The 11,392-nt window shown below is 71.9% G+C and carries 12 protein-coding genes; 6 read left to right on the top strand and 6 right to left on the bottom strand.

All coding sequences use genetic code 11. From position 1 onward, the window contains the following. Positions 1 to 85: 85 nt before the first annotated feature. On the bottom strand, positions 86 to 1,618 hold the full coding sequence (locus ACFCXS_RS23250) for a DUF4331 domain-containing protein (RefSeq protein ID WP_376645239.1): 1,533 nt from the start codon (positions 1,616 to 1,618) through the stop codon (positions 86 to 88). Between the two features lie 227 nt (positions 1,619 to 1,845). On the opposite strand from ACFCXS_RS23250, the gene ACFCXS_RS23245 reads away from it, so the two are divergent. The 3 genes from ACFCXS_RS23245 to ACFCXS_RS23235 all read left to right on the top strand — a co-directional run bounded on the left by ACFCXS_RS23245 (position 1,846) and on the right by ACFCXS_RS23235 (position 3,593). Continuing rightward, on the top strand, positions 1,846 to 2,388 hold the full coding sequence (locus ACFCXS_RS23245; RefSeq protein ID WP_376645238.1) for a sigma-70 family RNA polymerase sigma factor: 543 nt from the start codon (positions 1,846 to 1,848) through the stop codon (positions 2,386 to 2,388). Further along, entirely contained in the window at positions 2,385 to 3,200 is an 816-nt protein-coding gene (locus tag ACFCXS_RS23240; RefSeq protein WP_376645237.1) for an anti-sigma factor domain-containing protein, read from the top strand. The genes ACFCXS_RS23245 and ACFCXS_RS23240 overlap by 4 nt, the downstream gene beginning before the upstream one ends. 126 nt (positions 3,201 to 3,326) lie before the next feature. Next, a complete protein-coding gene (locus tag ACFCXS_RS23235) occupies positions 3,327 to 3,593 on the top strand; it encodes a hypothetical protein (RefSeq protein ID WP_053672352.1) in 267 nt (88 codons plus the stop codon). A 178-nt stretch (positions 3,594 to 3,771) separates the two neighbouring features. Here the strand turns inward: ACFCXS_RS23235 and ACFCXS_RS23230 are convergent, their stop codons facing one another. Beyond that, entirely contained in the window at positions 3,772 to 4,554 is a 783-nt protein-coding gene (locus ACFCXS_RS23230) for an ABC transporter permease (RefSeq protein WP_376645236.1), read from the bottom strand. After that, positions 4,551 to 5,546, bottom strand: coding sequence for an ATP-binding cassette domain-containing protein (locus tag ACFCXS_RS23225; RefSeq protein ID WP_376645235.1), 996 nt, complete (start codon positions 5,544 to 5,546; stop codon positions 4,551 to 4,553). The genes ACFCXS_RS23230 and ACFCXS_RS23225 overlap by 4 nt, the downstream gene beginning before the upstream one ends. Before the next feature lie 63 nt (positions 5,547 to 5,609). On the opposite strand from ACFCXS_RS23225, the gene ACFCXS_RS23220 reads away from it, so the two are divergent. Beyond that, the gene (locus ACFCXS_RS23220) at positions 5,610 to 6,326 is read left to right on the top strand and encodes a TetR/AcrR family transcriptional regulator (RefSeq protein ID WP_376645234.1); all 717 of its coding nucleotides are present in this window, start codon (positions 5,610 to 5,612) and stop codon (positions 6,324 to 6,326) included. Between the two features lie 16 nt (positions 6,327 to 6,342). Here the strand turns inward: ACFCXS_RS23220 and ACFCXS_RS23215 are convergent, their stop codons facing one another. From ACFCXS_RS23215 to hmgA, 3 genes are all read right to left on the bottom strand, one after another. Beyond that, the gene (locus ACFCXS_RS23215; RefSeq protein ID WP_376645233.1) at positions 6,343 to 7,497 is read right to left on the bottom strand and encodes a type ISP restriction/modification enzyme; all 1,155 of its coding nucleotides are present in this window, start codon (positions 7,495 to 7,497) and stop codon (positions 6,343 to 6,345) included. A gap of 94 nt (positions 7,498 to 7,591) precedes the next feature. Next, on the bottom strand, positions 7,592 to 8,341 hold the full coding sequence (locus ACFCXS_RS23210) for a GntR family transcriptional regulator (RefSeq protein ID WP_376645232.1): 750 nt from the start codon (positions 8,339 to 8,341) through the stop codon (positions 7,592 to 7,594). Between the two features lie 88 nt (positions 8,342 to 8,429). Continuing rightward, positions 8,430 to 9,809, bottom strand: coding sequence for a homogentisate 1,2-dioxygenase (gene hmgA, locus ACFCXS_RS23205; RefSeq protein WP_376645231.1), 1,380 nt, complete (start codon positions 9,807 to 9,809; stop codon positions 8,430 to 8,432). A gap of 151 nt (positions 9,810 to 9,960) precedes the next feature. Here hmgA and ACFCXS_RS23200 point away from each other — a divergent pair, with 151 nt between their 5' ends. Then, a complete protein-coding gene (locus tag ACFCXS_RS23200; protein WP_376645230.1) occupies positions 9,961 to 10,767 on the top strand; it encodes a hypothetical protein in 807 nt (268 codons plus the stop codon). Further along, entirely contained in the window at positions 10,764 to 11,384 is a 621-nt protein-coding gene (locus ACFCXS_RS23195; protein WP_376645229.1) for a TetR family transcriptional regulator, read from the top strand. The genes ACFCXS_RS23200 and ACFCXS_RS23195 overlap by 4 nt, the downstream gene beginning before the upstream one ends. Positions 11,385 to 11,392: the final 8 nt, after the last annotated feature.

The raw sequence follows: 11,392 nt of genomic DNA, 5'->3' as shown, positions 1-11,392 counted from the left end.
GGTGTGCTGGTGGGGAAGTCGGCGACGCGGCCCGCGCCGTGGGGGATGTGGAACGGGCCGCGCCGGTCCAGGGGAGCGGAGCGGGTCAGTACGCCCGGTTCCGCATGCGGCGCCACCACATCAGCGCGGCGCCGATCAGGACGATGCCGCCCGCCCCGGCACCCGCGGAGGCGGCCATCAGACCCATGTCGTCCGAACCCTGCGCGCCGGCCGGCTGGAGCGCGTCGCCCAGCTGGCTGCGGACGTCGTTGCCGCCGTCCACGCCCTTGGCGAGCGGGCCGCGCGACCCCTCCGTCGGCAGAGCCACGTACGGGAAGTACTTCTCGAACTTCTTGTCGTTCTTGTCGACCGCGTCACCGAGGTCGTTCTTCGCACCGAGCAGCTCGCCCTCGACGACCTGGAGCGAGGCGTCGATCACGTCGTCGGTGAGGCGACGGCCGTTCGGGAAGCCCGCGTTGTCACCGTCCAGCACACCGAGCCGCTTGGGCTTGGCGGCCGGCTTGATGGAGGTGTTGAGCCGCAGCTGCTCCGACGGCGTCACGTGCGGCGGCTGGTTGAGGTCCTTGACGCCCTTGAGGAACACGTCGACCAGGTCGTTGCGCGGCTCGGCGGGCGCCGGGATCTTGTAGATCGCCTCGATGAGCTTCGGCAGCTCCGGGTTGGTGACGTTCTTGAGGAACTGGGCGTCGTCCCGCGGCGTGGACGCGTTGAACGTGTCCTTGTCCTTGATCGGGTTGACGACCTCGTTGACCAGCGGGTTGCCGAGGCGTGAGACCTGCGAGAAGTAGCCCTTGGCGTTCTTGCGCTGCGTCGTCGACCAGATGCCGACGATCGGCTGCTCGTGCGACTCGGTGATGAAGCTGTTGGGGACCTGCAGGGCGATCGAGTTGACGTTGTAGCCCTTGAGGGTGTCGTTGCCGACCTCGGACAGGTTCCCGCCGTACAGCAGGTCGAAGACGCGCAGGTCCAGGAAGAACGGGTCGTCGGCCTGTCCGGCGAACGTCTGTGCGCCACCGGCGAGTTTGTGGACGGCCTGCTGGCGCAGGGTGTTGTAGTCCGGCATCGACGCCTTGCCGACGTTGGACGGCGCCACCGGGACGTCGTCGGCGACCTTGGTCTTCGACACGGCCTTCAGGTGCTTCAGCTTGATCAGCTCGAGGTCGTACGTCTGCGTGATGTTGAGGTCGGGGTCGTCGAGGCTCTCGACCGGGCCCGTGTTGTAGAGGAACGTCTTCTCGTTCTTCGTATGGGTCTTGAACGTGTACCGGAAGAGCAGGTCCTCCTGCGCGTCACCGTTGCTGTCGATGCGCAGGTCGTACTGGGCGTCCTCGGCGAAGGGGAAGAAGTTCGGTCCGCCGGCCGGTTCCTCGAAGGGGATCCAGTTCGCCACGATGGTCGTCGTGTCCGGCTTGTCCGGGCTGACGAACGCGTACACGTCGGTGTTGTCGTACTGCGGGGTCCCCGAGATCAGCGGGGCCTCGCGGTGGCTGGAGGCGGAGGCCTCCTCGGGTGCCAGCGCGGTCACGCCGGCGGCCGCGAGCCCGCCGGCGGCCAGCGCGCCACAGATCACGGTCGCGATGCTCGCGCGTCCCGCACCGGTCCTGGAGATAGGTGTCATGCCGTCCGTCCTCCGTGCCAACTTGCCTGACACACGCCATTCGGAGCGGTCGGCGAAGCGGATTGGTCGAATCTCAAACGTTCTTACGGCGGATCGGGAAAGTTGTTTCATCGCCGGGCGACCCGCGTTTTCGGCGCGCTGATCCGTAACCCCGTCCGGAGGTGTGTGCGTTGCGAGTGCCTCGTGCGAGAGGACAGGCCCGGTGCGGGCTCGGAGAGGGGGACCGAGTGGAGGCGGACGAGCTGCTGCTGCTCGTGGCAGGTGGGGACCAGAAGGCATTCGAGGAGTTGTACGGACTGGTGTCCGGCCCGGTGTTCGGTCTCGTACGGCGTGTGGTGCGCGACCCCGCCCAGTCGGAGGAGGTGGCTCAGGAAGTGCTGCTCGAACTGTGGCGGTCCGCAGCGAGGTTCGACCCGGGCCGGGGCAGCGCCATGTCGTGGATCCTCACCCTCGCCCACCGCCGCGCCGTCGACCGGGTCCGCAGTGCCCGTGCGGCAGGGGAACGCGAGCAGCGCGAGGCGCTGCGCGCCAACCAGCCCGCCTTCGACCAGGTCACCGAAGAGGTCGAGGCCGGACTCGAACGGGAATGGGTGCGCCGCTGCCTGGACCGGCTCACCGTGCTGCAGCGCCAGTCGGTCACCCTCGCCTACTACGAGGGCTACACGTACCGTGAGGTGGCCGAGCAGCTGTCCCTGCCGCTGGGCACCGTCAAGACCCGGATGCGGGACGGACTGACCCGTATGCGCGAGTGCCTGGGAGGTGTGGCATGAGCCTCTTCCGCCGCGAGGACCTGCACTCGCTCGCCGCGCCCTACGCGCTGGACGCCCTCGAACCCCCGGAGCGGGTCCGCTTCCAGAAGCACCTTCGGGACTGCGACCGCTGCGCCGCCGAGGTGCGCGCACTGACCGAGGACGCCGTGCGGCTCGCCTGGTCCACGACCGCACCGCCCCCCGCCGCGCTGCGTGACCGGGTCATGCTCGCCGTGCGGACCACTCCGCAGGACCCGGCACCGCAGCGGGCGGTGGCGAGGGAGCCGGCGCGGGCGGCGCAGCTGCCCCCGCACGTGTGGGGCGCACAGCCGCCGCCGCGGCAGCGTCAACGGCGCCGGATCCCGTTGTTCGTGCCCTTCGCCACCGCCACCGCCGCAGCGGCCCTCGTCGTCGCCTCGCTGTTCGCCGTGCAGGCGAACCGGGCCCAGGACCGGCTGACCGCCGAGCAAGATCGGTCACGTGAGATCGCCCACGTTCTGGCAGCTCCGGACGCCCGTGCGGGCAGAGGCCGGGACGTGCGGGGCCGCACCCTCGGAGTGATCGCTTCCGCCACGGAGGGGAGTGCGGTGGTCACCCTCGGCGGATACGGCGCCCCGGCGGGCGGCCGCGTGCACCAGTTGTGGCTCATGCGCCCGGGCGCGCAACCACGCTCCCTCGGCCTCTTCGAGGGCGACACGCCCCTGGTCGCAACGGGTTTGGGAACCTCCGCGACGTCACTGGCCGTGACTGTCGAGCCCGCCGGGGGATCGCCGCAGCCCACTACCCAGCCGATCGTCCAACTCGCCCTGAAATCTGTTGGATTCGGAGAGTAATCGGAGATACATCGTCAACCCCCTTATGGGGAAGGTGAATCCTGTGACCGCGATACACGCGTGCCCGGACAGGGCGATAGGGTTAACCTGCCCGGGCCGGGTGGACTCGTACGGGTGGGGAGTGACATGGAACAGATAACAGTGCGCAGCAGGGCCAGGGTCCCTGCGATCACCTGCGGGAGCAGCGCGACCAGTTCGCGCCTCGACCGCCACCTCTCGGTGCTGGGCGGCCCCGCCGTCCCCCAGCGGGAGACGGTCGAGGCGACCTCGCTGATGCAGGAACTGACCGCGCGTCATTCGCACGACCGCAGTGGCAGGGGTGCGCGCGTGCGTCGCGTCTCGCTCTTCGCGCCGCTGCGCCGACTGCGCCGCTCCCTGTTCGGCAGCAGGTAGGGGTCCGCGCTCGCGCGGTCACACCGCCTCCGGCGCCGGCGCTGCGACACCCGTCGTCCGTCATCCCCGCGGCACGCAGCGGCGCCAGGTGTGACCCCGAGCGCGGCACGCCCCCTGTCGGTGCCTCATCCCCGCCCGGCAGCGACCGGGGGCGACGTCCGCGGTCACTCCCGCCCGTTCACCGCTCCCCGTGCGCGTACTGGCGCACGGCCAGCGGCACGAACACCCCGAGCAGCACGGCGCACCACAGGACCGACCCCGCGACGGGATGGGCCACCGGCCAGGCCGCCCCGTCGGGCACCGGCGCATTGCCGAAGAGGTCCCGCAGGGCCGTCGCCACCGCGCTGATCGGATTCCACTCGGCGACCGTCCGCAGCCAGCCCGGCAATCCGCCGGTCGGGATGTACGCGCTGGACAGCAGCGGCAGCAGGAACGTCGCCCCGCCCAGCTGACCTGCCGCCTCCTCGTTGCGGGTGAGCAGGCCGAGGTAGATCCCGGCCCAGGTGCAGGCGAAGCGGAACAGCATCAGCAGCGCGAGCGCCCCCACCGCTTCGAGCGGACTCCCCTCGACCCGCCAGCCGACCGCCAGGCCCACCAGCAGGAACGGCACCGTCCCGAGGGCGGTGGCCACCAGATCCGCGGCAGCCTGCCCCAGCGGTACGGCCGCCCGGCTCATCGGCAGCGTGCGGAAGCGGTTCGTCACGCCCCGGTGCGTGTCCTGTGCCGCCTGGAACATGCCGGCCATGATCCCGCCCGAGGCGGTCGCCACCAGCAGGCCCGGCACGAGGAACGACCGGTACTCCTCGCCCGGCACCGCCACCGCGCTGCCGAAGACGTAGCCGAAGAACAGCAGCATGCTGATCGGCATGGTCTGGGTGAGGATCAGCAGCCCCGGGTTGTTCCGCAGTCGCAGCAGCTGGCGCCCCAGCATCGCGGTCCCGTCGTACGCCAGCATGCTCATGCGGCACGCTCCCTCTCGTCGGTCGTCCCGGTCGTCCCGGTCGTCTTTGTCGGTTTGGGCGGCGTGGTCTCCGTCAGGCGCAGGAACACGTCGTCCAGGGTCGGCGGACGCAGGCTCACGTCGAGGAGCGGCACGCCCGCCGTGTCCAGGGCGCGCACCAGCAGCGGGATCGTGAGCGTCGGGTCCTTGCTGACCGCGCCGACGGCGTTGCGCTCGTGGTCGAACGACGGCTGCGCGCCCGTCAGCCGGTCGAGCACGGCCGCCGCTTTCGCCAGGGTGCCCGCGTCCGGCACGACGACCTCGGCGTGCGCCCCGACCAGCGACTTCAGCTGCGCCGGAGACCCGGTGTGCGTGACCCGCCCCCGGTCCACCAGCGCGATGTCGTCGGCCAGCTGGTCGGCCTCCTCCAGGTACTGCGTGGTGAGCAGCACGGTCGTGCCCTCGGCGGTCAGGGCGCGCACGGCGTCCCAGATGAGGGTGCGGCTGACCGGGTCGAGGCCGGTTGTCGGCTCGTCGAGGAACAGCACGTCCGGGCGGCGGACCAGGCTCGCGGCGAGGTCCAGGCGGCGGCGCATGCCGCCGGACCAGGTGGACGCGGGGCGGTCGGCGGCCTCGGCCAGACCGAAGCGGTCCAGGAGCTCCGCGGTCCGGTCGGCGGGCCCGCGCACCCGGTACAGGCGGCCGAACAGCTGAAGGTTCTGGCGTCCGGTGAGGTCCCCGTCGATCGAGGTGTCCTGCCCGGTGACGCTGATCCTCTTGCGTACGGCGGCGGCCTCGCGGACGAGGTCGTGCCCCGCGACCCGGGCGGAGCCGGCGTCCGGGCGCAGCAGCGTGGTCAACAGCCGTACCGCCGTCGTCTTGCCCGCCCCGTTCGGCCCGAGGATCCCGCAGACCGTCCCCTCGGGAACCGCGAGGTCCAGCCCGCGCAGGGCAGGGACCTCCCCGAAGCGCTTCTCCAGACCCTCACTAAGTACAGCGTACGTAGAAGTCATGGAAGGACCATAGCGCACTACGTACGCTGTACGTAACTAGGATGGTGGCCGAGGTGATGATCGATGGCGGGCCGAGCGGCCGTACCCGAAGTGATCTGGGCGCGCCCCGAGCGCACCGGCCGTGGGCCGAAACCGGCGTTCACCCGCGCCGACATCGCGGCGGCGGCCGTGCGGATCGCCGACGCGGAGGGGCTGGACGGGGTCACCATGCGGCATGTCGCCGCCGAGCTGGGCTGCGGCACGATGTCGCTGTACAACTACGTCCCCCGCAAGGAGGACCTGTACGAGCTGATGATCGATGCCATCGGTGCCGAGCACGAGATGTTCGAGCCCACGGGCGACTGGCGTGCCGACATGCTGCGCAACGCCGAGGAGACGCGCGCCATCATGCACCGCCACACCTGGGTGCCGCGCCTGATGCCGGGGGTGTTCGGCTTCAGTCCCCACACCCTGCGCTACCTGGAGCACTGTCTGGCCTGCCTCGAACCGCTCGACGTGCCCGCCGGCACGAAGACGGAGCTGGTCGCGCTGCTCAACGGCGTCGTGACCACGTACACCGGGAACGACATCGCGACCGCCGAACGCACCCGCTCCATGCCGTGGACGGCCGAGGAGGAGAACGCCGTCCGCATGGCCTATCTGGGCAGCCAGATCGCCACCGGCGCGTATCCGCGGCTGACCGCGGCGTTCACGCAGCAGAGCGGGCCGGTCGATCTGGAGGCGGTGTTCCGGCGGGCACTCGAACGCGTCCTGGACGCCTTCGACCCGGAGCTGCGCTAGAGGGAGACGCCGGGGGTCAGAGCAGCGCCAGCTGTCCTTCGGGGCCCTCCTCGGGCCTCTCCAGCACCGACGCCGGGCGGCGGGCCCCGCTCGGCACCGGCAGGACGCCAGCCTCGCGCAGCTCCGTCGCCGTGACCGGATCGGGGACCTCCGGTGCCTCCAGGGGACGCAGCTCGGCCAGGAGCGCCAGGACGGTGATCAGCTCCAGCAGCTCCGACGTCCAGGTCTGCGGCCAGGTGGCGGGGCGGATCGCCGCCAGCGTGCCCGGCTCGGGGGCGGCGACGCGGGTCGCGAACCACTCCTGCAGGACGCGCACCCCGCCCATCTCGAAGTCCCAGGCCTCCGGCGGCACCGGGGAGATGCGGCCCTCGTCCAGCAGCAGGGCCTCCTCGTCCCGGTCGTAGCGCAGCGCCACCGGCCGGGAGGGCAGCGGGGCACGGACGTAGGGCCGGCGCCCGCCGGGGAGCTTCGGGCGTTCACCGTCGCGGCGCATCAGCCACAGCAGCCGGTGCCCCCGTTCGAGGCCCCGTTCCCACCCGGCGGCGTCCCCGGTGAGCGGGACGGTGAGGTCCGGGCGGGCCGTGGCCGTGATCCACGCGAGTACGTCCAGCGGCGCCGGTGTTCTGCCCAGACGGGTGCCGAGGTGGTCCAGCAGGCCCGGGGCCAGATTCGGCTCGCGGCCGCACGGGCGCCGGAACAGCGGGCGGATCCGGCCGGGGCGGATCAGCGGGAGCAGCGAGGTGGCGAGCAGGGGCGGCTCGGCCTCGGGCATCTCCGCCACGAAGACCTGCTGCTCGTCCGCCACCCGCCACAGCTCGGGACGGGCCGCGTCGATGAGCCGCTGGTCGGGGATGAGCCACTGTTCGTCGTAGGGGGCGAGCAGGACGCGCACCGGCTCCGGGCAGGGCCCCGAGGCGCGCACCAGTTTCTCCGTGCCGCCGCCGGCCCGGCCGGGCAACCGGCCGACCGCCGTGTGCAGCGTGCGCGAGCGGGTCGGCTCGAAGAGGAACTCGCGGTCCGGCCCCTCCGCCTTCACCAAGGCGTCCCAGCGGGCTTTCAGGGACGCCGCGTCCGGCGCCGCAGTCCAGCCGCGGCCGAGTCGCGGCGGTGCGACGGACCACGGCATGAGGTCCGCCAGCAGCGGAGTGTCGTCGTGCGTCACGCAGGGCATCGTACGACGTGTCCGGCGCCCCGAAAGGGCGCGGGGAACGGCGCGACGGGCCCCCGCGGGCGCGCGGATCCGCACGGCGCTCCCCACGCGGCGGTCACGTGGCGTCCAGGGTCACCGTGAAGGAGAACCGGTCACCGCGGTAATGGATGACAGCCACGTCCAGGGGCCGCCCGGCGGCGTCGTAGGTCACCCCGGTGTAGTGCAGGATCGGGCTCAGCAGGGGGACTTGGAGCAGCTTCGCGGTCTCCGGGTCGGCCAGCCGCGCCTCCACCGTGTCCGTGATGCGGCTGATGTCCGCCCCCACCACGTCCCGCAGCACCTTGGTCATGGGCCACCGCACGAGGTCGTCCAGGTCGACCCGCGCGGCCAGTTCGGGGCGGACGTAGTTGCGGGCGTGGTTGGTCGGCTCGCCGGTCTTCTCGTCGCTGCGCAGCCGGTGGTACGTCGCCACCTGACGCACGTCGGGGAAGAACTCGGCGAGTTCACTCGGTACGGGTGCGCTGCCGTGGTCCAGCAGTTCGGTCGTCATGCCGGACTGCTGCGCCACGATCGCGTCCACCGAGCCGAGCAGGCGCACCGGGGAACCCCGGCGGGCGTGCGGCTCGATGAACGTGCCCCGCCGGCGGTGGCGCGTGATCAGCCCCTCGTCCTCCAGCTCCTTCAGCGCCTGCCGCATCGTCAGCACGCTCACGCCGTAGTGCCCGGCCAGCTGTTCCTCGGTGGGCAGCCGCAGCGGGTCCTGGGGCGAGCGGCCGAGGATCGAGGCGCGCAGCGACTGCGACACCTGGTACCAGAGCGGCAGCTTGCGGTTCAGGACGATCGAGTCCGGGGCGAAGGAGGTCACGGGCCATCCGTACCGGTAGGAAATGATCAGTGCAAGGGGCTCGGCTGTGGGCCCGGTGCCGCGGCGGGCGGGGCTCCGCGGACGCGGCCTAGGGGCGGAAGTGCCGCTCCAGGCCCTGCCAGACGTCGTCGTAGCGCTGCTGGAGGTGTTCCGCTCGGGCCGCGTGCGGGGTGAGGGTGAGCGGCCAGCGCGTCTCGAACATGAACGCCAGGCCGTCGTCGATCTTCTGCGGCCTCAGCTCGGCGGCGCTCGCCCGGTCGAAGGTCTCCCGGTCCGGGCCGTGCGCCGACATCATGTTGTGCAGCGACCCGCCACCCGGCACGAAACCCCCCTTTCCGGCGGTCTTCGCGTCGTACGCGCCCTCGATCAGGCCCATGTACTCGCTCATCACGTTCCGGTGGAAGTACGGCGGCCGGAACGTGTCCTCGCCCACCAGCCACCGCGGCGCGAACACCACGAAGTCGACACCCGCCAGGCCCGGAGTGTCCGACGGGGACGTCAGCACCGTGAAGATCGACGGGTCCGGGTGGTCGTAGGAAATGGTGCCGAGCACATTGAAGCGCCGCAGGTCGTAGACGTACGGCACATGGTTTCCGTGCCAGGCGACCACGTCGAGGGGGGAGTGGTCGTAGGTGGCGGTCCACAGGTTGCCGCAGAACTTGTTCACCACCTCCACCGGGCCCTCGACGTCCTCGTAGGCGGCGACGGGCGCCCGGAAGTCCCGGGGGGCGGCGAGCCCGTTGGCGCCGATCGGGCCGAGGTCGGGGAGACGGAAGGGTGCACCGTAGTTCTCGCAGACATAGCCGCGGGACACCGGGCTCTGCCCGCCGTCGGGCGCCGTGTCCAGGAGGTCCACGCGGAAGCGGACCCCACGCGGGACGAGCGCGACATGTCCCGGCTCCACATGGAGCAGACCGAACTCGGTGTGCAGCAGCAGGCCGCCGCGCTCCGGGACGATCAGCAGTTCGCCGTCGGCGTCGCTGAACACACGGTCCATGGAGGTGTTGGCCGCGTACAGGTGCACGGCGACTCCCGTGCGCCGGGCGGCGTCGCCGTTGCCGCCCAGGGTCCACAGCCCCGCCAGGAAGTCGGTCTCGGGGGCCGGGTCGGGCAGCGGGTCCCAGCGCAGCCGGTTGGGGTCGGGGACGGTCTGGGTGAAGGGTGCGGTGTGGAGTGTGCCGTTGTGGGTCCGGGTGAACGCCGGGTGCGCGGCCGACGGGCGGATCCGGTACAGCCATGAGCGGCGGTTGTGGGCTCGCGGCTCGGTGAACGCCGTCCCGCTCAGCTGCTCCGCGTACAGTCCGAGCGGGGCCCGCTGCGGCGAGTTGCGGCCCTCGGGCAGTGCGCCCGGGACGGCCTGCGAGCTGTGCTCGTTGCCGAAGCCGGAGAGGTAGGCCAGCCCTTCGGCGGCCTTCCGCGCTCCACCGTGCTCGAACGCGCTCGCGCGGGTGGTGCCCCCATCGCCCATGATCGCTGCTCCCTTGGTCTGATTCCTATGCAACACCGTAGGATTGCGATGTCACCGACGCAAGAGGGGCGCGCCCCTCCTCTTCACGGATGACCGGAACCCGACTTGAGAATGATCCGCGGGGGCGGACGTGTGTTCTACGCTCCCGAACATGTCGTGGACACGGAGACTTTGCGCCGCGCTCGCGGGCTGTGTCCTCCTTCTGGCCGGATCCGTGGGCTGCGGCACCGGTGCCGCCCGGGAAGGCGGTGCGTCGCCCGCACCGGTCGGCAAGATCCTCGAGGGCCGGGAGGGCGGGCAGCCCCTTCGTGAAGTGGCACCCGAGGGCGCCCCCGACGTCGGGATCGAGGTGCAGCCGGACGCGGCCGGCGGCTGGGACGTACGCCTGACCGTGCACAACTTCCACTTCTCACCGGCCGGCGGGGCAGCCCGCGCGGTGGCCGGGCGAGGCCTCGCGCGCCTCTTCGTCGACGGCCGCCCCGTGACCCGGCTCCGCACCTCCACGTACCGGCTGGACGCCCGCCTCGTGCCGCGCGGCACGCACCACGTCACGGCTCGTCTGCACGCCGACGACGGCACCGTGTGGGCGGTGGACGGCAAGCCCGTGGAGAGCACGGCCGATATCACCGCGTCCGAGCCGGGCCCGGGGGTGACGCCGGACGCCGCCTCCCGGCGCAAGGCCCGGACCCTGGGCGGGGGCACTGGAGGCCGGGGCTCGCCGGACGGCCGGGGAGCACCGGACGGCGGCCGGAATGCATCGGACGGCCGGGGAGCACCGGGCGGCGGCCGGAATGCACCGGACGGCCGGGGAGCACCGGGCGGCGGCCGGAATGCATCGGAGGGCCGGGACGCACCGAGCGGCGGCCGGGATGCATCGGAGGGGCGCGGTTCACCGGACGGCGGCCCGGGCGTGTCCGGGGGCCCGGGTTCACCGGACCGTGGCCGAGGGGCATCATGAAGCCCGTGCCCCACGCGACATCGCTCCGACGTGCGCCCGTGCAGCGGCGCAGTGCCGAACGCCTGACCAGGATCCTCGACGCCTGTGCCGACCTCCTCGACGAGGTGGGCTACGACGCCCTGAGCACCCGTGCCGTCGCCCAGCGGGCCTCGGTCCCGATCGGCTCGGTCTACCGCTTCTTCGGCAACAAGCGCCAGATGGCCGACGCCCTGGCCCAGCGCAACCTGGAGCGGTACTCCGAGCGTGTCACGCAGCGCCTGCGGGACGCCGGCGAGGACGGCGGCTGGCGCACGGCCATGGACGCCGTGCTCGACGAGTACCTGGACATGAAGCGCACCGCGCCCGGCTTCTCCCTCGTCGACTTCGGCAATCAGATCCCGGTCGGCGCCCGCCAGGCCGAACCCAACCACCGCGTCGCCGACCGCCTCACCGAACTCCTCTCCGGCCATCTCGACCGCGAACCCGACGACGATCTGCGGCGTGTCTTCCTCATAGCGGTCGAGACCGCGGACACCCTCGTGCACCTGGCGTTCCGGGTCGCTCCGGAGGGGGACCAGCGGATCATCGACGAGGCCCGGGAGATGCTGCGGGCCTATCTCGCCCGGGTGCTCGACTGACGCCGATC

The sequence above is a fragment of the Streptomyces sp. NPDC056373 genome (assembly GCF_042262425.1).
GTDB lineage: Bacteria > Actinomycetota > Actinomycetes > Streptomycetales > Streptomycetaceae > Streptomyces.
This window is presented reverse-complemented; position numbering and strand designations above follow the sequence as displayed.

Bases quoted from the DNA above. Each gene is read 5' to 3' on its own strand.
- ACFCXS_RS23240 (WP_376645237.1), top strand. From the start codon at position 2,385: ATGAGCCTCTTCCGCCGCGAGGACCTGCACTCGCTCGCCGCGCCCTAC.
- ACFCXS_RS23215 (WP_376645233.1), bottom strand. From the start codon at position 7,497: ATGCCCTGCGTGACGCACGACGACACTCCGCTGCTGGCGGACCTCATG.
- ACFCXS_RS23200 (WP_376645230.1), top strand. From the start codon at position 9,961: ATGTCGTGGACACGGAGACTTTGCGCCGCGCTCGCGGGCTGTGTCCTC.
- ACFCXS_RS23235 (WP_053672352.1), top strand. From the start codon at position 3,327: ATGGAACAGATAACAGTGCGCAGCAGGGCCAGGGTCCCTGCGATCACC.
- ACFCXS_RS23230 (WP_376645236.1), bottom strand. From the start codon at position 4,554: ATGAGCATGCTGGCGTACGACGGGACCGCGATGCTGGGGCGCCAGCTG.
- hmgA (WP_376645231.1), bottom strand. From the start codon at position 9,809: ATGGGCGATGGGGGCACCACCCGCGCGAGCGCGTTCGAGCACGGTGGA.
- ACFCXS_RS23250 (WP_376645239.1), bottom strand. From the start codon at position 1,618: ATGACACCTATCTCCAGGACCGGTGCGGGACGCGCGAGCATCGCGACC.
- ACFCXS_RS23195 (WP_376645229.1), top strand. From the start codon at position 10,764: ATGAAGCCCGTGCCCCACGCGACATCGCTCCGACGTGCGCCCGTGCAG.
- ACFCXS_RS23220 (WP_376645234.1), top strand. From the start codon at position 5,610: ATGGCGGGCCGAGCGGCCGTACCCGAAGTGATCTGGGCGCGCCCCGAG.
- ACFCXS_RS23225 (WP_376645235.1), bottom strand. From the start codon at position 5,546: ATGACTTCTACGTACGCTGTACTTAGTGAGGGTCTGGAGAAGCGCTTC.